General features: G+C 66.1%; 22 protein-coding genes. 12 read left to right on the forward strand and 10 right to left on the reverse strand.

The window, feature by feature from the left end; genetic code table 11:
• Positions 1-84: 84 nt before the first annotated feature.
• Positions 85-1,293 (forward strand): crosslink repair DNA glycosylase YcaQ family protein, encoded by a 1,209-nt coding sequence (locus tag P8014_RS07150; RefSeq protein ID WP_337816625.1) that lies wholly within the window; start codon positions 85-87, stop codon positions 1,291-1,293.
• A gap of 13 nt (positions 1,294-1,306) precedes the next feature.
• On the opposite strand, the gene ypfH is transcribed toward P8014_RS07150, so the two are convergent.
• Positions 1,307-2,023 carry an esterase gene (gene ypfH, locus P8014_RS07155; protein WP_337816626.1) on the reverse strand — a complete coding sequence of 239 codons (717 nt, stop codon included), beginning with the start codon at positions 2,021-2,023 and terminating at the stop codon, positions 1,307-1,309.
• A 533-nt stretch (positions 2,024-2,556) separates the two neighbouring features.
• Here ypfH and P8014_RS07160 point away from each other — a divergent pair.
• On the forward strand, positions 2,557-3,333 hold the full coding sequence (locus P8014_RS07160) for a dihydrodipicolinate synthase family protein (RefSeq protein ID WP_337816627.1): 777 nt from the start codon (positions 2,557-2,559) through the stop codon (positions 3,331-3,333).
• Here P8014_RS07160 and P8014_RS07165 read toward each other — a convergent pair.
• Both P8014_RS07165 and P8014_RS07170 read right to left on the reverse strand, forming a co-directional pair.
• Positions 3,276-3,866 (reverse strand): methylated-DNA--[protein]-cysteine S-methyltransferase, encoded by a 591-nt coding sequence (locus P8014_RS07165; RefSeq protein ID WP_337816628.1) that lies wholly within the window; start codon positions 3,864-3,866, stop codon positions 3,276-3,278. The genes P8014_RS07160 and P8014_RS07165 overlap by 58 nt on opposite strands.
• A 29-nt stretch (positions 3,867-3,895) precedes the next feature.
• Positions 3,896-4,378, reverse strand: a complete 483-nt coding sequence (locus P8014_RS07170; RefSeq protein ID WP_337816629.1) for an Lrp/AsnC family transcriptional regulator — start codon at positions 4,376-4,378, stop codon at positions 3,896-3,898.
• A 132-nt stretch (positions 4,379-4,510) separates the two neighbouring features.
• Here P8014_RS07170 and P8014_RS07175 point away from each other — a divergent pair, with 132 nt between their 5' ends.
• Complete coding sequence (locus tag P8014_RS07175) at positions 4,511-5,146, forward strand: LysE family translocator (RefSeq protein WP_337816630.1); 636 nt, start codon at positions 4,511-4,513, stop codon at positions 5,144-5,146.
• Positions 5,147-5,156: 10 nt separating this feature from the next.
• On the opposite strand, the gene moaC is transcribed toward P8014_RS07175, so the two are convergent.
• Positions 5,157-5,639: a cyclic pyranopterin monophosphate synthase MoaC gene (gene moaC, locus P8014_RS07180; protein WP_337816631.1), complete on the reverse strand. Its 483-nt coding sequence runs from the start codon at positions 5,637-5,639 to the stop codon at positions 5,157-5,159.
• A gap of 57 nt (positions 5,640-5,696) precedes the next feature.
• Here moaC and moaD point away from each other — a divergent pair, with 57 nt between their 5' ends.
• Together moaD and P8014_RS07190 are read left to right on the forward strand one after the other, a co-directional pair.
• Positions 5,697-5,927, forward strand: coding sequence for a molybdopterin converting factor subunit 1 (gene moaD, locus P8014_RS07185; protein WP_337816632.1), 231 nt, complete (start codon positions 5,697-5,699; stop codon positions 5,925-5,927).
• Complete coding sequence (locus P8014_RS07190; RefSeq protein ID WP_337816633.1) at positions 5,928-6,392, forward strand: molybdenum cofactor biosynthesis protein MoaE; 465 nt, start codon at positions 5,928-5,930, stop codon at positions 6,390-6,392.
• A gap of 11 nt (positions 6,393-6,403) precedes the next feature.
• Here P8014_RS07190 and P8014_RS07195 read toward each other — a convergent pair whose 3' ends face one another.
• From P8014_RS07195 to P8014_RS07210, 4 genes are all read right to left on the reverse strand, one after another.
• Positions 6,404-7,333, reverse strand: coding sequence for a DnaJ C-terminal domain-containing protein (locus P8014_RS07195; protein WP_337816634.1), 930 nt, complete (start codon positions 7,331-7,333; stop codon positions 6,404-6,406).
• Positions 7,334-7,390: 57 nt separating this feature from the next.
• A complete protein-coding gene (locus tag P8014_RS07200; protein ID WP_337816635.1) occupies positions 7,391-7,822 on the reverse strand; it encodes an Hsp20/alpha crystallin family protein in 432 nt (143 codons plus the stop codon).
• 122 nt (positions 7,823-7,944) lie between these two features.
• Positions 7,945-8,256, reverse strand: coding sequence for a DUF2007 domain-containing protein (locus tag P8014_RS07205; RefSeq protein ID WP_337816636.1), 312 nt, complete (start codon positions 8,254-8,256; stop codon positions 7,945-7,947).
• Between the two features lie 58 nt (positions 8,257-8,314).
• Positions 8,315-9,211: a YicC/YloC family endoribonuclease gene (locus tag P8014_RS07210; RefSeq protein WP_337816637.1), complete on the reverse strand. Its 897-nt coding sequence runs from the start codon at positions 9,209-9,211 to the stop codon at positions 8,315-8,317.
• An 84-nt stretch (positions 9,212-9,295) separates the two neighbouring features.
• On the opposite strand from P8014_RS07210, the gene rph reads away from it, so the two are divergent.
• The 4 genes from rph to hemW all read left to right on the forward strand — a co-directional run bounded on the left by rph (position 9,296) and on the right by hemW (position 13,162).
• A complete protein-coding gene (rph, locus tag P8014_RS07215) occupies positions 9,296-10,012 on the forward strand; it encodes a ribonuclease PH (protein ID WP_337816638.1) in 717 nt (238 codons plus the stop codon).
• A 96-nt stretch (positions 10,013-10,108) separates the two neighbouring features.
• Positions 10,109-11,302: an MFS transporter gene (locus P8014_RS07220; protein ID WP_337816639.1), complete on the forward strand. Its 1,194-nt coding sequence runs from the start codon at positions 10,109-10,111 to the stop codon at positions 11,300-11,302.
• Positions 11,303-11,384: 82 nt separating this feature from the next.
• Positions 11,385-11,996 carry an RdgB/HAM1 family non-canonical purine NTP pyrophosphatase gene (rdgB, locus tag P8014_RS07225; protein ID WP_337816640.1) on the forward strand — a complete coding sequence of 204 codons (612 nt, stop codon included), beginning with the start codon at positions 11,385-11,387 and terminating at the stop codon, positions 11,994-11,996.
• An 8-nt stretch (positions 11,997-12,004) separates the two neighbouring features.
• The gene (hemW, locus tag P8014_RS07230) at positions 12,005-13,162 is read left to right on the forward strand and encodes a radical SAM family heme chaperone HemW (protein WP_337816667.1); all 1,158 of its coding nucleotides are present in this window, start codon (positions 12,005-12,007) and stop codon (positions 13,160-13,162) included.
• 18 nt (positions 13,163-13,180) lie between these two features.
• Here hemW and P8014_RS07235 read toward each other — a convergent pair whose 3' ends face one another.
• Complete coding sequence (locus P8014_RS07235; protein ID WP_337816641.1) at positions 13,181-13,465, reverse strand: YciI family protein; 285 nt, start codon at positions 13,463-13,465, stop codon at positions 13,181-13,183.
• A 390-nt stretch (positions 13,466-13,855) separates the two neighbouring features.
• On the opposite strand from P8014_RS07235, the gene P8014_RS07240 reads away from it, so the two are divergent.
• The 3 genes from P8014_RS07240 (at position 13,856) to P8014_RS07250 (ending at position 16,747) form a co-directional block, all read left to right on the forward strand.
• Entirely contained in the window at positions 13,856-14,710 is an 855-nt protein-coding gene (locus P8014_RS07240) for a LysR family transcriptional regulator (protein ID WP_337816642.1), read from the forward strand.
• Positions 14,711-14,792: 82 nt separating this feature from the next.
• Complete coding sequence (locus P8014_RS07245) at positions 14,793-14,990, forward strand: CPXCG motif-containing cysteine-rich protein (RefSeq protein WP_337816643.1); 198 nt, start codon at positions 14,793-14,795, stop codon at positions 14,988-14,990.
• A gap of 227 nt (positions 14,991-15,217) precedes the next feature.
• The gene (locus tag P8014_RS07250) at positions 15,218-16,747 is read left to right on the forward strand and encodes a PQQ-binding-like beta-propeller repeat protein (RefSeq protein ID WP_337816644.1); all 1,530 of its coding nucleotides are present in this window, start codon (positions 15,218-15,220) and stop codon (positions 16,745-16,747) included.
• 79 nt (positions 16,748-16,826) lie between these two features.
• On the opposite strand, the gene P8014_RS07255 is transcribed toward P8014_RS07250, so the two are convergent.
• Complete coding sequence (locus P8014_RS07255) at positions 16,827-17,633, reverse strand: helix-turn-helix domain-containing protein (protein ID WP_337816645.1); 807 nt, start codon at positions 17,631-17,633, stop codon at positions 16,827-16,829.
• Between the last annotated feature and the right edge of the window lie 56 nt (positions 17,634-17,689).

Genomic DNA, 17,689 nt, shown 5'->3' on the forward strand with positions numbered 1-17,689 from the left:
GGCGCCGTAGTGTAGCAATCCCCGCGGCAAACCACATTGCCGCAGCGGCAGACTAAACTTCCGCACTCCCCCTGCCATACGACAATGCCCGAAATCGAGTCCATTAGCCTGCTTCAGGCCCGCCGCCTGGCCCTCACCGCACAGGGCTTCGGCCGCCGACGGCCGGCGCAGGTGCGCCACTGGCACCTGCGCGAACTGACCGAACGGCTCGGCGTAGTACAGATCGACTCGGTCAACGCGCTGGTGCGCTCGCATTACCTGCCAGCGTTTTCCCGGCTCGGGCACTATGCGCCCGGCGCTCTGGAGGACCTGGCCTGGGGCCGGCGCAAGCGCCGCGCGCTGTTCGAATACTGGGGCCACGAGGCCTCGCTGCTGCCACTGGAGCTTTACCCGCTGCTGCGCTGGCGCATGCGCCGAGCGGCACAGGGCAAGGGCATCTACCGGCGCCTGGCCGAGTTCGGCCGCGAGCAGCGGCCGGTGATCGAACGCGTACTGGCGGCCATACGCGAACGCGGGGCGCTGAGCGCCGGCAGCCTCAACACGCGCCGGGAAAAAGCCGGCCCGTGGTGGGACTGGAGCGCGGAGAAACACGCGCTGGAATGGCTGTTCGCCGCCGGCGAGGTGACCGTGGCCACCCGGCGCGGCTTCGAGCGCATCTACGACCTGCCGGAACACGTGCTGCCGGCCGAACTGCTCGACCGGCCCGAACTCGAGGAAAGCGAAGCGCAGAGGCGCCTGCTGCTGCGCTCGGCCGAAGCGCTGGGCGTCGCCATCGAGCAGGATCTGCGCGACTACTACCGGCTGGAGGCGCCGGACTGCCGGGCGCGGCTGAACGAACTGGTCGAAGCCGGCGAGCTGACGCCCGTACGCGTACAGGGCTGGAAGCAGACCGCCTACTGCCGCCAGACGCCCAAATCCAGACGCAGAGTCGAAGCCGGCACCCTGCTCTCGCCCTTCGACTCGCTGATCTGGGCCCGCGAGCGCACGGAGCGCCTGTTCGGCTTCCGCTACCGCCTGGAGATCTACACGCCGGCGCAGCAGCGTACCTACGGCTACTACGTGCTGCCTTTCCTGCATGGCGAGCGGCTGGCGGGCCGCGTCGACCTGCGCAGCGAGCGCCGCCACGGACGCCTGGCGGTGCACGCCGTACACGCCGAAGTTCCCGGCCTGGACGACGAGACGCTGGCCGCGCTGGCGCTGCAGCTCAGGGAACTGGCGGACTGGCTGGAGCTGACGGACATCGCGCTGCACTGCACCTCGGCAGAAGCGGCGCGGCTGCGCGCCTGGCTGTAGCGAGCGCCGCCCCTCAGTTTCCGGAGGACGACTCCGCCGACGCCTGCAGACGCATGGCCTCCTGCCACAAGCGGCGCGGCACATGCGCCTGCAGACGCTGGACCAACACCTCGATCATCTCCGCCGTGATCTCATGATCGACGAAGGGCAGCACGTCGGCCGTCACGTCACCCTCGCGCGCGACGATGTATTCGGCTGCGGTAACGGTGTAGCCGTACGGGATCACCGGATCGCTCTTGCCGTGCAGCAGATACAGGGTCACGGCATCGTCGACCGGCTCCGGCAGGTGCACGAAGCGCCCGGCCAGGGAAGCCACGCGCGCGGCGGGGCGGGGCGCCTCGTGAGTCGACTCCAGGGCCATGATCGCGCCCTGCGAAAAACCGACCAGCGCAGTACGCTCGGCATCCGTGTCCGTGGCCTGCTGCCAATGGCGCACGGTCTGCAGAAACGCCGGCATCGCCTCGGCGATGCGCGCCGGCCGGTTCTCCTCGGTCGCGCCGCGGAGCGAATACCACTGGTAGCCGCTCCCCTGATCCGAGGGCAACGGCGCACATACGCTGACGACGCAGGCCTGCGGATACGCGGCCGCCAGACGCTCACCGAGCGGCGCCATGTCCTGCGGCGTCCCACCGACGCCATGGAACAGCAACATGAGTTGCGCAGCAGCGCCTTCGGGGCATGCCACGACAATGGATTCGTTCAGGGTGGTTGAGGAAAGACCTTCGTTCATCACAGACTCGCTTTGCATATCGTTCGAACATTGAGACATCATCGTTACTACAACACATCGCCGAACTTCGGCGAGAGCAATTATTCGCAGGACTCCGTCGAAAAATCGGACCGAAGCCCGATCACTTCCGCCGCGAGCCGAACGCCGTAGAGTCCGTCCTATGGAATCCTTAGGCCACTTTCTCCTCACACGCAGCGCACCTGTCGGTGCCCGAGCCGTGTGCGTGGCCGTCAAAGCGAAAAAACAGCTGCTCATCTGACCGGGGCGCCGTTCCGTCAGATGAGTGACGGAGCGGCCTTGCGGTAAGCAATACTCCCCCAGCGCTTTCCTTCACCTCTGCACGGCATTGATGCGGTCGATGTTATGGAGGTGATTCATGTCGGTTTTTTCCGGAATCTGGATTCCGCTGATCACGCCCTTCTCAGACGGGGCGGTCGATCACGCGGCCCTGCGCACGCTGGTGAAGATATATGCCGACGCGGGGGTAGCCGGCCTGGTGGCGCTCGGCACCACCGGCGAGCCGGCGGCCCTGAATGCCGATGAAAGGCGGGCCGTGCTGGAAACGGTGCTCGAAGCGAGCCGGCGAGCTTCCCGTCATCGTCGGCCTCGCGGACGAGAACGTAGCGCATCTGCACGCCGCGCTGGAGCGGGTCAACGCGCTGCCGGTCGCGGGCGTCCTGACGCCGGCGCCGTATTACGTCAGGCCGTCGCAAGCGGCTCTCGTTCGCCATTTCCTCGACCTGGCCGACGCCAGCGCCAGGCCGCTGGTGATCTACGACATCCCCTACCGGACCGGCGTGCAGCTCGAGCTGCAGACCCTGCTGGCCCTGGCCGCCCACCCCCGCATCCAGGCGGTGAAGGACTGCGCCGGCTCGCAGGAACAGACCCTGGCTCTGATACTGGACGGCCGGCTGCGCGTCCTGGCCGGCGACGACATCAACATCCTCTCGACGCTGTGCCTCGGCGGCAGCGGCGCGATCGCGGCTTCCGCGCATGTCGCCCCGCCGGAATACGTCGGTGTCTGCCGGGCCATTGCCGATGGACGGCTGGCCGAGGCACGTACGCGCTTCCACACTCTGGTGCCGGCCATCACGGCCCTGTTTTCAGAGCCGAACCCGGCGCCGGTCAAGGCCGCTCTCGCGGACGCGGGCTTGATCCGCAACGAATTGCGCCCGCCGATGATGCCGACAAGTGCGCAGTTCTACGCCGGCTGGCAGACGCTCAGGCCAAGCCTGCCGCCCCTGCTCCGCGCTCAGTTCGAACCGGGCGCGACGTCCGCATCGGGATCGTTACCGAACAGTTCGCCCTGACCGCTCAGCCGCGCCGCTTCGATCGCCAGCAGCCGCCGCTTGGTGACGACCCCTCCGGGCGCGGAAAAACCGCCGTCCTTGCCTCCCGCGGCGAGCACCCGGTGACAGGGCACGACCAGCGGAAACGGGTTGCGTCCCAGCGCCTGCCCCACGGCGCGCACCGCGCCGGGCTGGCCCAACTGCGCCGCCACCTCGCCGTAGGTCAGCGTGGCGCCGGCCGGAATGGCGCGGGTCGCCTCGTAGACCCTGCGCTCGAACGCCGACACGCGTTCCATATCGAGTTCGGCGAACGCCAGGTCGCTGTCCTCGCCGCGCAACAGCACGACCAGCGCATCGACCACCGCCCGCACCTCGGACGGCGGCGACGCCTCGTGCGCCGAGGGCAATGCCGCAAGAATGCGCCCGCGCGTTTGCAGCTCGTCCGCTTCGGGCAGCCACACGCCGACGATGCCATCGCCGCCCCAGGCGATACCACAGCTGCCGATCTCGGTGGGGAAAAGCGTGAAGCCGGTCACCATGTCGTCGTTCGCCATACGCTCGCCCCATCCTCCTGCGCGGCCCGCTACCGTCCCAGATGGTTCAGCGGTAGCGGGCTGGCCGGCTTGACCGTCCGGATGGCGAAATTGCTGCGGATGTCGCTGACACCGGGCAGCTTGAGCAGCGTACCGGTCAGAAAGCGCTCGTAGTCCTTCAGATCGGGCACCACCACCTGCAGCAGAAAATCCGATTCACCGGACACCAGATGAGCCGACACGACTTCCGGCAACTCGGACGCCGCAGCGCAAAACGCCTCGGCCTGCTCGTCGCGATGCCGCTCGACCTTGACGTTGACGAACACCGTCAGCCCCAGGCCGATGCGATCACGGTCCAGCCTGGCCCCATAGCCCTGAATCGCCCCCGACTCTTCCAGCATCCGCACCCGGCGCAGGCAGGGGGAGGGCGAAAGACCGATCCTGTCGGCCAGCTCGATGTTGCTCAGGCGCCCATCCCGCTGCAGCAGCTCCAGAATCCTCCTGTCATATCCATCCATCTTTGGATTTGGCATAACCAACTCGTAAAATTCCTGTTTCCGACAACATATGCCAATTTAATGTAATTTAATAGCTCATTTGGCAAGCACCCACTACGGCCCTCAGCGCTAGAATCCGCTCTTGTACCTACCGAGCGAAAGAGAACGATGGGCGGACTGGAAGTATTTCTGGCGGCGCTGGCCGTGGTCTATCTGATCCCCGGTCCCGACATGATCCTGCTGCTGGAGACGGCGGCCGTACGCGGAAGAATTCACGCGCTTGCCACGGCACTCGGCCTGGCCATGGCCCGGGCCGCGCACGTGACACTGGCTGCAGTGGGATTGGCCGCGTTATTCAAGGCCTCGCCCTGGGTGTTCGATGCGGTGCGTCTGATCGGCGCCGGCTATCTGATCCTGCTGGGAATCCGGGTGCTGCGGGCACCGACGGCGCCGACCGATCCGGCGCACGGCGAGACCCGACGACAGGCGCCAACGCCGGCAGCGTCGCTGCGCCGCGGCCTGCTGACCAATCTGCTGAATCCGAAGGCACTGCTGTTCTGTTCGGTATTGCTGCCGCAGTTCGTGCATCCGGGGCAAGGCACCGTATTCGTCCAGTTCGGCCTGCTGGGAACGCTACTCGTCGCGCTCGGTCTGGGCTTCGATGTCGTCTACGCCTTGGCCGGCGGCGCCATAGGCCGCGTGGCCGCCCGCAGCAGAACGCTGCAACGCTTGCGCAACGGCCTCTTCGCTTCCCTGCTGATCGGTTTCGGCCTACGCCTCGCGCTGGCCGGCAATGCACTGTGACGACGGCGGACTACTCGCCGCCGGCCGCCCAGTCTCCGCTCTTGCCGCCGGACTTGCGCAGCAGGCGCACCCCGTCGATCTGCATCGCGCGGTCGACCGCCTTGCACATGTCGTAGACGGTCAACAGCGCCACCTGCACCGCGGTCAGCGCCTCCATCTCAACGCCGGTACGCCCGCGGGTCTCGGCGCGCGCGCGGCAGTACACCGCCGGTGGCGAAGTCTCGGCGCGCAGGTCCAGTTCCAGGTGCGTCAGACCGATCGGATGGCATAGCGGAATCAGCTCGGAGGTGCGCTTGGCGCCCATGATGCCGGCGATACGCGCGATACCGAGCACATCGCCCTTGCGGTGTCCGCCGCGGCGCACCAGATCCAGCGTTTCCACGCGCATGTGGATGCGCCCTTCGGCAACGGCGACTCGCAGGGTCTCGTCCTTGCTTCCTACATCGACCATGTGGGCTTCGCCGTTGCGGTCGAAGTGAGTCAATTCGCTCATGGTCGAACACCCTCCTGGGCTAGAATCTCGGAAACGGCGTTAGAGACTAACAGAAACATGAGCATCACCATCCGCTATTTCGCCAGCCTGCGCGAACAGGTCGGGCGCGGCGAGGACATCCTCGACGCAGGCGACGCCACTACGGTCGGCGAGGCCTGGAAGCACCTGCACGGCGCGGACATGCCGCCGCGCGTGCTCGCGGCCGTCAATCAGGAATACGTCGCCGGCGACCACGTCCTCGCCGACGGCGACGAAGTGGCCTTTTTCCCCCCGGTGACCGGGGGCTGAATGACACGAATCCAACACGGCCGCACGCTGGTACGCCTGGAAGAGACGCATTTCGAACCGTGGTCGGAATTGGCCGCCTTCGAGCGCGCGGCGGCTCTGGACGACGGCAAGACGGGAGCTGCCTCGGTATTCGTCGGCACCATGCGCGACTTCAACGCCGGCGACGACGTGGAACAGCTCTTTCTGGAACACTACCCGGGCATGACCGAACGCGAGCTGGAGCACATCGCCGCCGAAGCGCTGGAACGCTGGCCCGTGAACGCCGCCCTGATCGTGCACCGCGTGGGCCTCATCCGCCCCGGAGACCCCATCGTCCTGACCGCCGCCTGGTCGGCGCACCGCGGCGCCGCCTTCGAGGCCTGCCGTCACCTGATCGAAGCGCTCAAGCACCGCGCACCGTTCTGGAAGCGCGAGGACCTGCGCGACGGCAGCCAGCGCTGGGTAGCGGAAAATACCCCCGCCTAGCGAACCGTCACTCAGGCGAGATGTGCGCGCGGATCGAACGGCAGTTCACGGCGCATGCGTTCGTAGAACTCGCGGTGCTCCTCGGTCTCCGCCGGCGGCGTCTCGATCTTGAGCACGACATACAGATCGCCCGGCGTCTTGCCCGGCATGCCGCGCCCTTTGAGACGCATCTTGCGCCCAGTGCGCGAACCTGCCGGAATCTTCAGCTCGACCTTGCCGGCCAGCGTCGGCACGGTCACCGTCGCGCCCAGCGCGGCCTCCCAGGGCGTCAGCGGCAGATCGAGATAAATGTCGCGCCCATCGACGCGGTACAGCGAGTGCGGACGTATGTGCACGCTCAGATACAGATCGCCGGCCGGGCCGCCGCCCATGCCGGCTGCGCCCTGGCCGGACAGCCTGATACGCTGCCCATCGCCCACGCCGGCGGGAATGTTCACCGACAGGGTCCGGCCGTTCCCCATGCGCAGACTCTGACGGCCACCGTGGAAGGCGGCTTCCAGGTCCAGAGACAACTCGGCCTCCTGATCCTGTCCGCGCGCCCGAAATCCAGCCGCACCGGCATGCCCGCCACCCGCTCCGGCCTGGCGGAAGCCGCCGCCGAACAGGGCGTCGAAGAAATCGCTGAAACCGCTGGCGTTGAACTGCGCGCCACCGAAACCGTGGCCCGCGCCGAAGTCCGCCGCCTGTTCCCAACCGGGCGGCGGCCGAAAATCCTGTCCCGCCTTCCAGTTGGCGCCGAGACGATCGTAGGCTGAACGCTTCTCCGAGTCGCTAAGCACCTCGTAGGCCTCGTTGACCTCCTTGAAACGCGCTTCCGCATCAGGCTCCTTGCTTACATCCGGATGGTACTTGCGCGCCAGACGGCGATAGGCCTTCTTGATCGCGTCCGGCTCCGCGTCGCGCGGTACGCCGAGCAGTTCGTAGTAGTCCTTGAACTCCATGGGTTCCACCTGCCTCAGGTGTTACGGGGCGCCGCGCAAACGGCGCCCCGGCCACCGTCAGCCTTCAACGGTGATGCGGCGTGGCCGCACGCGTTCCTGCTTGGGAATGCGCACTTCCAGCACGCCCTTCTCCACCCGCGCGGAAATATTCTCCGCATCGGCGGTATCCGGCAGCGTGAATCGGCGGAAGAAGCTGCCGCGCACGCGTTCGACGCGCTTGTAGCCTTCCTTCTCTTCCTCGCTGTCGAACTTGCGCTCGCCGCGGATACTGAGCACACCGTCTTCCATATGCACTTCGATGTCCTTGGGCTCGACGCCGGGCACATCGGCATGGATCACGAATGCGTTTTCCTCTTCCTTGATGTCCACCGCGGGCAGCCAATCGCTGGTGGCCGCCTCCTCGCCACGTTCCGGCAAAGCGAACGCGCGATCCATTTCATGGTACAACTGATTGAGCACTCCAAAGGGCTGATAGCGAACCATAGACATGGGACACCTCCTTGAAATCACTTGGTTTATCGCTGTCCCTTATGTATGGCCGAATGACGCGATATCAAGCCCCCGAAGGCAGTTGCAAAAAAGGTTTTGCACGAGCCGATGCGACCCCAGACCTACTCCGGGCGCTGCGTGCCGCAGCGCCAGCACTCGGTGAACTGCCCCTCGTTGCACTCGCCGCAGTTCGGGCAGGTCCAGGCCGGCCCCGGCGCGGCCTCAACCTGCGAAAGCTCGGCCAGCAACGCCAGCGCACGCATCTCGTCCGCGTCGTCCACCCAGACCTCGGGCCAGCACTCGTTGACCGGCAGATCGCCGACACCGCCGCCGAGGTAGAGGTTGCGCATTTGCGCCTCTATGCCGGACTGCTGGAGCAGATTGAGCACGTGGCCGGCACGGAGCGAATCGGGGGCCGCGTAGACCTTCTTCATGATCCCGTCTCCTCAGACCTTGTTTCCATACTCCCCCTAGGCAACGCTCTGGGACCGCCTATTCGATGTTCTGTATCTGCTCGCGCATCTGCTCGATCAGCACCTTGAGTTCCATCGCCGCCTGCGTGGTCTCGATATCCGAGGACTTGGAACCCAGCGTATTGGCCTCGCGGTTGAACTCCTGCATCAGGAAGTCCAGGCGCCGCCCGATCGGCTCGTCTCTGCCCAGAACCGACGCCAACTCGGCGAGATGACTGTCCAGGCGGTCCAGCTCTTCGTCCACGTCCAGCCGCTGCGCAGCGATCGCCAGTTCCTGCTCCAGTCGACCCGGATCAGCCTCCACGCCGAGATCGGCCAGACGCGCACGGTATTTGTCGCGCAGGCCGGCCACCAGATCCTGGCGCCGCGCACGCACGCGCAGCACCTGTTCGGTCACCACCTCGGCACGCTGGCGGATGAGTACCGTCAGACGCTCGCCCTCGGCCTGGCGCGCGGCGGCGAAGTCCTTGAGCGTCTCGCCGACCAACGCCGTCGCCGCCTTCTGCAAGGGCGCGAGATCCCGGCTGGCCTCGCGCACCACGCCCGGCCAGCGCAACACATCCAGCGCATTGAACTGGGTCGATGCGCCCATCAGACCCTCGACCTGCTCGCAGGCCTCCAGCAACGCCTGCACCTGGGCGTGATCGACCTCCACGCCGACGCTGGCCGTACTGGGCGCCTGATAGCGCAGGGCGCACTCCACCTTGCCGCGTCCAAGCTTTGCCTGCAGCCGCTCGCGCACCGCACCCTCGGTCGCCCGCAGCTCTTCCGGCATGCGAAAGCTGATATCCAGGTAGCGGTGGTTCACGCTGCGCAATTCGCAAATCAGCGTGCCCCAATCGCCCTGCGTCTCACGGCGCGCAAACGCCGTCATGCTCTGTACCATGCCGATCTCCTTGAATTCGTGTGGCGCCATTCTACGCGCCATCCCCGCACGCATGGCCTGTCGTCGCTCACGCGCCTATAATGCGGCGCCTCTGCTAAAGACCAGGAGTCATGCATGCGACCGAGCGGCCGAGCCCCCGACGAACTGCGCCAGATCAACTTCGAGCGCCACTACACGCGCCACGCGGAAGGCTCCGTGCTGGTCAGTTTCGGCGACACGAAAGTGATCTGCACGGCCACCGTCGAGGAACGCCTGCCGCCCTGGCTCAAGGGCTCCAATCAGGGCTGGGTCACCGCCGAATACGGCATGCTGCCGCGTTCCACCGGCTCGCGCATGGCGCGCGAAGCCAGCCGCGGCAAGCAGGGCGGACGCACCATGGAGATCCAGCGCCTGATCGGCCGTTCGCTACGCGCGGCCGTGGACCTGGAAGCTCTCGGCGCACGCCAGATCACCGTCGACTGCGACGTCATCCAGGCCGACGGCGGTACCCGCACCGCCTCCATCAGCGGCGCCTGGGTCGCGCTTTGCGACGCCGTCGCAAAGCTGCGCAAGAAGGGCCAGCTCAAGCGCGACCCGCTGCACGGCATGGTCGCCTCGGTGTCGGTCGGCATCCACTCGGGCACGCCCGTACTCGACCTCGACTACGCCGAGGACTCCTCCGCCGAAACCGATATGAACGTGGTCATGAACGACGCCGGGCACTTCATCGAAGTGCAGGGCACCGCCGAGGGCCACGCTTTCCGCCGCGACGAATTCGACGCCATGCTCGAGCTGGCGGAGAAGGGCATCGGCGAGATCATCGCCGCGCAGCGCGCCGCGCTGGAGGGCTAGGGCCAACGGCGGAGGAACTCCGGCACGCCGGTTGGGATCGAACGTGCACGCACGGCGGATGCGCGCCGTTCACCGACCCACGCTCTGGATCTCCCCATGCCCAGCACGACCGACACGCCCAGCCGAACCTGGGGCATGCGCCTGCTGCTCGTGCTGGCCATGGCCCTGCCCAACGCGCTGCTCTATGCGATCAGCGCGCTCGGCCCACAGCTCGTCCATGAGCTGACGATCACCCCCGCGTCGCTGGGCTACTTCACCATGGCGTCCTACGGTACGGCCGCCGCGCTGTCGCCTTGGGCGGGACTGCTGGTCAACCGCCTCGGCGTACGCCACTCGCTGCTCCTGCTGTTCGCCATGGTCGCGCTCACCTTCGGCCTGACCGTGGGGCTTCCCGGCTTCTACACGCTGCTGCTGGCGACCGCACCGCTGGGGCTGGCACAGGCGCTGTCCAATCCGGCCACCAACCTGCTCATCGCCCGTCGCGTCGCGCCCCAGCGCCGGGCCTTCGTGGTCGGGCTCAAACAGGCCGGCATCTCCTTCGCCGCCCTGTTCTCCGGCCTCGTGTTGCCGATCTGCGCCCTGCATATCGGCTGGCGCGGCGCCTTCGCGCTGTTGTTGCTCCTCGCGCTGCTGGCACTGGCGCTTGGACTCGCCGTGCTGAAACGCTCCGAACACCCGGCCGGCAGCGTGGCGAGCTGGCGGGCGCCACGCCCGAACGGCCTGCTGGCGCTGCTGATGGGCACGCAGTTCTGCGTCGGCAGCGCCATCGCCACCTTCGTCACCTATCTGCCCGCATACGGGACGGATCTCGGCATGGCAAAAACCACCGCCGGCCTGCTGCTGGCGCTGTTCGGCGTCGCCGGCGCTGTTTCGCGCCTGCTGGCAACGCCGCTGAGCGCCAGACTGCGTGAGGAGGCCCTGCTGCTCGGCGGCCTGCTGCTGGGCGCCTCGGCTTCGGTCGCCGTGGCGCTGCACAGCGCGGCACATACCCCCGCGCTGCTCTGGCTCGCCGCTGCCGGCTTCGGCCTGAGCGCCGTGCCGGCAAGCGCCATCGCCATGAGCATGCTGATTCGCGACGCCGCCTTCGGCGAAGTCGCCGTCACGGCCGGCATGGTGTCGGGCACCTTCTTCGCCGGTCTCGCCATCGGCCCCGCCTGCGCCGGCCTGCTCGCCCGCTTCAGCGGCTCCCTGAGCAGCGCCTGGGAACTGGCGCTGGCCATGGTCCTCACGGCGACCGCCTTGACCCTGCTGCTGGCGCGGGCGCGCAGCCGCGCCGGCAGTGCGATCTAGGCCTGTTCACACACGCGCATCCATTCATGCTGCGTACCCTTGGGTACAATCACGCTTTTTCGCCCACACGGATGCATCACCCATGGACCGACTGACCGGAATCGACCGCATCGTCCTCGCCACCGGCAACCTCGGCAAGGTGCGGGAACTGGGCGCCATACTCGCCGATCTTGGCGTGCACGTGCTGCCGCAATCCGATTTCGGCGTGCCCGAGGCCGATGAAACCGGCCTGAGCTTCGTCGAGAACGCCATCCTCAAGGCGCGCAACGCCGCCGCCCACACCGGCCTGCCGGCCATCGCGGACGACTCCGGCATCGAGGTCGACGCGCTCAACGGCGCGCCCGGCATCTATTCAGCGCGCTACGCCGGCGCGGACGGTGACGATGCGGCCAACAACGCCAAGCTGCTGGCCGCCCTCGCCGAGCTGCCGCCCGCGGCGCGCAGCGCACGCTTTCGCAGCGTGGTCGTGTTCATGCGCCACGCCGAAGACCCCTCGCCGCTGATCGCCGAAGGCGCCTGGGAGGGCCGCATTCTCGACGCGTCTCGGGGCAGCGGCGGCTTCGGCTACGACCCGCTGTTCCAGGTCGCCGGCCGCGACGTGAGCGCCGCCGAACTGCCCGCCGAGGAGAAGAACCGCCTCAGCCACCGCGGCCAGGCGCTGCGTCGGTTGCTCGCCGAGCTGACCGGGCAGTGAACGCAGCGATGGGCTTCGATCAGGCCATCCCGCTATCGGTCTACGTGCATCTGCCCTGGTGCGTGCGCAAGTGCCCGTACTGCGACTTCAACTCGTTCCAGAACGACGGCGAGCTGCCCGAGCACGACTATGTCGACGCGCTGCTGACCGACCTCGAGGAGGAGCTGCCGCGCGTCTGGGGTCGGCGCATCGAGAGCGTGTTCATCGGCGGCGGCACGCCCAGCCTGTTCTCCGCCGCCGCGATGGAGCGCCTGCTCGACGGCCTGCGCATGCGCCTGCCGCTGCGCCCGGACCTGGAAGTCACCCTGGAAGCCAACCCCGGCACCTTCGAGCAGGCCCGCTTCGCCGACTACCGCAGTCTCGGCATCAACCGCCTGTCCATCGGCATCCAGAGCTTCGACGCCGACACGCTCAAGCGCCTGGGCCGCATCCACGACGGCGACGAAGCCCGCCGCGCGGCCGACATCGCCCGCCGCGCCGGCTTCGACAACCTCAACCTCGACCTCATGTTCGGCCTGCCGGGGCAGGATTCCGCCGCCGCGCGCGCCGACCTCGACACGGCGCTGGCCTTCGCCCCCGAACACCTGTCCTACTACCAGCTCACGCTGGAGCCGAACACGCTGTTCCACGCCAACCCGCCCGAGCTGCCCGACGACGACCTGATCGCCGCCATGCAGCAGGAGGCGCAGGAACGGCTCGACGCCGCCGGCTACGCGCAGTACGAAGTCTCCGCCTACGCGCAGCCGGGCCGGCGCTGCCGCCACAACCTCAACTACTGGACCTTCGGCGACTACCTCGGCCTCGGCGCCGGCGCGCACGGCAAGCTCACCCACCCGGCCGACGGCAGCATCGTGCGCCGCTGGAAGCTGCGCCAGCCGGCGCAGTACATGGCCGGTGTCAAGGCCGGCAAGGCCTGGGGTGGGGAGAGCCGCATCGAGGCGGATGCGCGCGTATTCGAGTTCATGCTCAACGCGCTGCGCCTGCGCGACGGCTTCGACATCGCCCTGTTCGAGGCACGCACCGGGCTGCCCCGCGAACACCTGGCGGCGGGTATCGAGCAGGCCGTCGCGCGCGAGCTGCTGGAAGCGGAAGGCGAGCGGCTGCGCCCCAGCCGGCTCGGCTGGCACTTCCTCAACGACCTGATCGAGACTTTCCTGCCGGAGTAGGGCGCATGAGCCGGCCGGTCACTCCCCCGGCCAGCCCGGCGCGGACATGTTCGGCGCCCAGCCGGTGACCTCGTAGCGCGCGACACCGGCCGCATGAAACGGATCTTCCGCCACCCATTGCCTAACCGTCTCGAGCGATTCGGCCTGCGCGAGGATGATGCCGCCGGTGCGCGGTTCCTTGGGGCCGGACATCAGAAAATGCCCCTGCGCATAGTGGCGCCTCAGGAACTCGCGATGTTCTTCCAGATGCCTTTCGACTTCGGCCAATGGGGCGATGTACTCAAGATCGATAACGTAAATCATGATGGCTTCCTTGCTTGGGGACGTAACAGAATGGATCCCGCAGAGTTACGGGATTCGAGACGCCGGTGGGCCCCGGCCGCATCTCCGTAAGCCCGGATGCCGACCTGTACCGAAACGCTTTTACCGAACTGCATGGCTGCTCCCCTGACTCAAGCTGTTGGATGCATAGCCTAAGCCGCCCGAAGGCAATAGGAAATTGGCAAACGGCACACAGTCTATGTGTGAAATTGCACATATATGGCGATGCTAATTTCCTTCTTATTTTTAGAAATTGAAAGGGATTTGCGTTTGAGGAATCGCAATGACTCCATCAGAATCGACTGTTCATCGTAAAAAAACGCATCGACTTTGCAAAAACGAACAGATATCGATATCGCCCTGGCGAGGAGGTTGCAGTGGGACGACGTCCGCTACTTCCTGATTCTCAGCCGAACAGAAAGCCTGTCAGGCGCTGCACGGCAGCTGAGGGTGGAGCATTCGACGGTCGCCCGGCGTGTCGACGCACTCGAACAAACACTGGGCCTGAGGTTGTTCGAACGGCTGCCACGGGGCTGGACGCTGACCGCCGAAGGCCAGGCTCTCGCCGCCCGCGCAACACGACTTGACGACGAAGCGCTGGCGTTCGCCCGCGCCGCCGTAGGGGCCAGCGCCTTCGAAGGGACGGTCAGGATTTCGGCCCCGCCGGTGCCGGCCAGCCATCTGCTGGTACCCAGTCTGGCGAAACGCCAGTCCGAGTGGCGCGACATCAACCTGGACGTCGTTGGCGAAAGCCGGGAAGCGAATCTGGCGCGCGGAGAGGCGGACATCGCTATCCGCATGTCCCGGCCCACCGCCCCTGGACTGGTGGTCCGGCGTGTGGGACGGATGCGCTACGGGTTGTATGGAACGCCGCAGTGGCTCTCCAGGCCGGAAGCCGACTGGCGCTTCGTCGGATACGATGACAGCCTGCGCGCGGTTCCGCAGCAGCGCTGGCTCGAGCAGGTCGCCCAGGGCCGCCCCTTCGTTCTGCGCAGCAACGATTTGACCTCCTTGTTGCACGCTGCCCGCTCAGGGCTGGGCATTACCATCTTGCCGCGTTTTCTCGCCGCCGATACTTCTGAACTGATGGCAATTCCCGATCACGACGAACCTGCGCCGCGCACGATCTGGCTGGTGATGCATCCCGACTTGAAGCGTGCGCCGCGCATCCGTCTCATCACGGATCTGCTGGCGTACATACTGAAGGACACCTCGGCAACATGCTGATGCGCACAGGGACAGAGAAAGGACACTCGGCAAGTTTGGCTATCCGGCCGAAGCAGCATCGTTCACAGCCGGAGCAGGGCGCATGAGCCGCCCCGTCGAATACGTCAGCATCGACTGCCCGAGCTGTGGCGAGCCCTTCGAGGTGGAAATCGACCTGAGCGCCGGCTGTCAAACGCTGATCGAGGACTGCCGCGTGTGCTGCTCGCCGGCGGAACTACGCATCGAGATCGACACGGATGGCGCCATCGCCGCCGTCGAGGCCACTCCCGCAAACGGCTGAAAGGCCGTATCGGGACAACTCGCCAAAGCGCCGCACATTCCTCACACATGAAACTGGCGCAGCGGCTTTGCTGCGGAGCCACGCGGGCAATGCCAGTCCCGAATATAACCAATTAATAATAAACAGATATAAATCCTGAAAATGGGGAAACGAAAGTTTTGATGAAACGCGCCAGGGCACAGACAGTCTGACTTGCTGCCTCGAATAGACAGGAGTCGGACATAAAGATGGATACTTCCAAGACACTTAGACTCATCGCACTCAGCGCCTCAGTTATGTCACTGAGCGCGCCTCTGTACGCCTTTGCCAACACGGCGACGCAAAACCCGGCGTCTTCGACCTGGACGGGAACGCTGCCGATCGCTGCACACGGTCCATTTCAGCGCGTCTACATGCCCCAGAACGCCCCCTCCGCGGCCAACCGAGATGGATTCCCCCGCGAATGGACTTCGGCGTACGCGAATGCCCGGCACAACGCCGCTTTCCCTGTCGGCAACGACGCCCCGAAGTGGCTGCGCCAAGGTGTGGGCTGGAATTTCGCCGAAGCGCGCGCCTGGCCACTGAGCGACAAGATTCCATTCGGAAACGGCGTATACGGTGAACGCGAGGCATTGCCGGTGCAGACGCAGTTCATGGGCAATGCGCTCGGGGTGACCGCCGTAGATGGCACCATCTACGGCGAAAGCGACGATATGTTCGCCTATGCGGTGAACGCGCGAACCGGTCAGTTGATCTGGCGCACCAGTCCGGTGCAGAACAACCTGATGGGCGATCCGGTAGTCGCCGGCAGGAGCGTATATCTCTCGGCCGGCAGCGTGTCGTTCAACTTCGCTCACGTGGTCAAGTATGCGCAGACCGGCAAAACCTCGCGCGGCGAGGACGAAAGCTTCAATGGCGTGATCTCCCTGAACAGGAACACCGGGAAATTCCAGTGGATGTTCCTCACCAAGGGCGAAGCAATGCCGACGCCGGCCTATGCGCATGGCAAGCTCTACGTTTCGACCGGCGCCGGCAACATCTTCGCCATCAACGCCAAGGACGGCAAAAAGATCTGGAAGACCCACGTGGGCGGCATCGCCAACATGTCCGATCCCGCGGTCTACGACGGACGCGTCTACGTCAGCATGTCGGTCGTGCCCTATATCTACTGCCTGAACGCCAAAACTGGAAAAGTGCTCTGGAAACAAGGCATAAAAGGCGCGGTGAACACCGGCCTGGGCGATGTGGCGCCAGCCGTGGCCAACGGTATCGTGGTGCAGGACACCGTGGTCGACAAGCGGGTCAAGAACGGTCACAAGACCGTGAATACCACCGTACAGGCCATGTCGGCCAAGACAGGCAAGATTCTGTGGAGCCACAACATGGGGCGCGGTCCGTTGCCACCGGCCTTCAAGGGCGGCATGCCGATGATCCACGGCGGTGTGGTCTACGTCGGTACGCCGGTCAACAGCGTCTACCAGGCTCGCAATCTCAAAACCGGCAAGCTGCTGTGGACCTGGAGCGTGCCGGACGCCGGTCCGGCCGGCGCCGGGCGCGGCGCCGCCACCTACTACGATGGCGCGCTATACGTTTCCACCGGACCCTACGTCTACGCGCTAAACTCCGTGACCGGCACCGAACTGGGCAAGCACTATGTCGGCGGTCGCTTCGGCATCGTCAATCCGACTATCGTCGGCGGTACCATCTACCTGGGCAACTCCTGGGATTGGATCAACGCATTGCCCGTCGACGCCGTCAACCCGCATTACAAAGGCTAGTTGATACGGTCGCAGGTGCGTCCGGCAGCACCTGCGACCACTCATAGACACGCCCGGACGCGCAGTAGCGGCCGCCGCCCTATTCCAGCAGCGCCCTCGTCAAAGGATTTTCCCGCACCTCGCGGTACAGCGGATCGCCCATGGCGTCGATCAGCAAACGCCCAAGCACGTCCGATTTGACGTATTCCACGGCCAGCAGGCTGAGCACCGCGTTGTTGGTGACCACCGCCTCGTCCCCGCCTGCCGTACCGAATTCGGTGATGATCGCGTCGCGAAAATCCGCCACGACCACCGACAGGCGCCGCCCGCCGAGACGCTGACGCGCGCTCTCCCCACAATCGGCGAGGTCATAACTGACCGGCCCGTGCAGCGTCTCGGTACCGTAGACGGCCACGTGCACATCCACGCCGCGCGCGCTGGCCTGCTCCAGGGCAGCGCGCAGCTCCGGTATCTCCTCGTCCCACACCGCCGCGAACAGCGAGCGCTCGGCGGCTTCGATGTGTGCCTGACACGCCGCGAGAATCGCCGCCCGGTCCCGTAGCGACCACACCAGCCCCGCCTCGCGCGGCGCCGGCAGCGTAGACAGCTGTTCGCCCGCCAAATCCAGGTCGCTCTCGATGCGACGGCGAATGCCGCCCAGCACTTCGCGGTAGGGCACCGCGGCATAGCGCACCGGCTCCGAGCGCTGCACCAGCACGGCGCCCTTGGTTTCCAGCCGCTGCAGGGTCTCGTAGATCTTGGACGGCGGCACCTGCGCCAGTTTGCCCACCTCGTGGCCGTTCAACGGCGACTGCTGCAACAGTGCGTAATAGGCACGCGCCTCGTATTGCGTGAAACCCAGGCGGACCAGGGCTGCGAGCAGATCGTCGGACAGGGAGGAACTCATGGCGAGAAGTTATCACACGTCGCCAAAAATATTTGCACTACTTCAGTAGTTAATAT

The sequence above is a fragment of the Acidihalobacter sp. genome (genome assembly GCF_037381185.1).
In the GTDB taxonomy this organism is placed as follows: Bacteria; Pseudomonadota; Gammaproteobacteria; order DSM-5130; family Acidihalobacteraceae; genus Acidihalobacter_A.

Excerpts from the sequence above, each read along its gene's own strand:
- P8014_RS07160 (WP_337816627.1), top strand. The coding sequence starts at position 2,557 with ATGCCGATGAAAGGCGGGCCGTGCTGGAAACGGTGCTCGAAGCGAGCC.
- rdgB (WP_337816640.1), top strand. The coding sequence starts at position 11,385 with ATGGACCGACTGACCGGAATCGACCGCATCGTCCTCGCCACCGGCAAC.
- P8014_RS07165 (WP_337816628.1), bottom strand. The coding sequence starts at position 3,866 with ATGGCGAACGACGACATGGTGACCGGCTTCACGCTTTTCCCCACCGAG.
- P8014_RS07200 (WP_337816635.1), bottom strand. The coding sequence starts at position 7,822 with ATGTCTATGGTTCGCTATCAGCCCTTTGGAGTGCTCAATCAGTTGTAC.
- P8014_RS07175 (WP_337816630.1), top strand. The coding sequence starts at position 4,511 with ATGGGCGGACTGGAAGTATTTCTGGCGGCGCTGGCCGTGGTCTATCTG.
- moaC (WP_337816631.1), bottom strand. The coding sequence starts at position 5,639 with ATGAGCGAATTGACTCACTTCGACCGCAACGGCGAAGCCCACATGGTC.
- P8014_RS07205 (WP_337816636.1), bottom strand. The coding sequence starts at position 8,256 with ATGAAGAAGGTCTACGCGGCCCCCGATTCGCTCCGTGCCGGCCACGTG.
- P8014_RS07250 (WP_337816644.1), top strand. The coding sequence starts at position 15,218 with ATGGATACTTCCAAGACACTTAGACTCATCGCACTCAGCGCCTCAGTT.
- P8014_RS07195 (WP_337816634.1), bottom strand. The coding sequence starts at position 7,333 with ATGGAGTTCAAGGACTACTACGAACTGCTCGGCGTACCGCGCGACGCG.
- P8014_RS07220 (WP_337816639.1), top strand. The coding sequence starts at position 10,109 with ATGCCCAGCACGACCGACACGCCCAGCCGAACCTGGGGCATGCGCCTG.
- P8014_RS07190 (WP_337816633.1), top strand. The coding sequence starts at position 5,928 with ATGACACGAATCCAACACGGCCGCACGCTGGTACGCCTGGAAGAGACG.
- P8014_RS07170 (WP_337816629.1), bottom strand. The coding sequence starts at position 4,378 with ATGCCAAATCCAAAGATGGATGGATATGACAGGAGGATTCTGGAGCTG.
- P8014_RS07235 (WP_337816641.1), bottom strand. The coding sequence starts at position 13,465 with ATGATTTACGTTATCGATCTTGAGTACATCGCCCCATTGGCCGAAGTC.
- P8014_RS07245 (WP_337816643.1), top strand. The coding sequence starts at position 14,793 with ATGAGCCGCCCCGTCGAATACGTCAGCATCGACTGCCCGAGCTGTGGC.
- P8014_RS07255 (WP_337816645.1), bottom strand. The coding sequence starts at position 17,633 with ATGAGTTCCTCCCTGTCCGACGATCTGCTCGCAGCCCTGGTCCGCCTG.
- moaD (WP_337816632.1), top strand. The coding sequence starts at position 5,697 with ATGAGCATCACCATCCGCTATTTCGCCAGCCTGCGCGAACAGGTCGGG.
- P8014_RS07150 (WP_337816625.1), top strand. The coding sequence starts at position 85 with ATGCCCGAAATCGAGTCCATTAGCCTGCTTCAGGCCCGCCGCCTGGCC.
- P8014_RS07210 (WP_337816637.1), bottom strand. The coding sequence starts at position 9,211 with ATGGCGCCACACGAATTCAAGGAGATCGGCATGGTACAGAGCATGACG.
- hemW (WP_337816667.1), top strand. The coding sequence starts at position 12,005 with ATGGGCTTCGATCAGGCCATCCCGCTATCGGTCTACGTGCATCTGCCC.
- ypfH (WP_337816626.1), bottom strand. The coding sequence starts at position 2,023 with ATGAACGAAGGTCTTTCCTCAACCACCCTGAACGAATCCATTGTCGTG.
- rph (WP_337816638.1), top strand. The coding sequence starts at position 9,296 with ATGCGACCGAGCGGCCGAGCCCCCGACGAACTGCGCCAGATCAACTTC.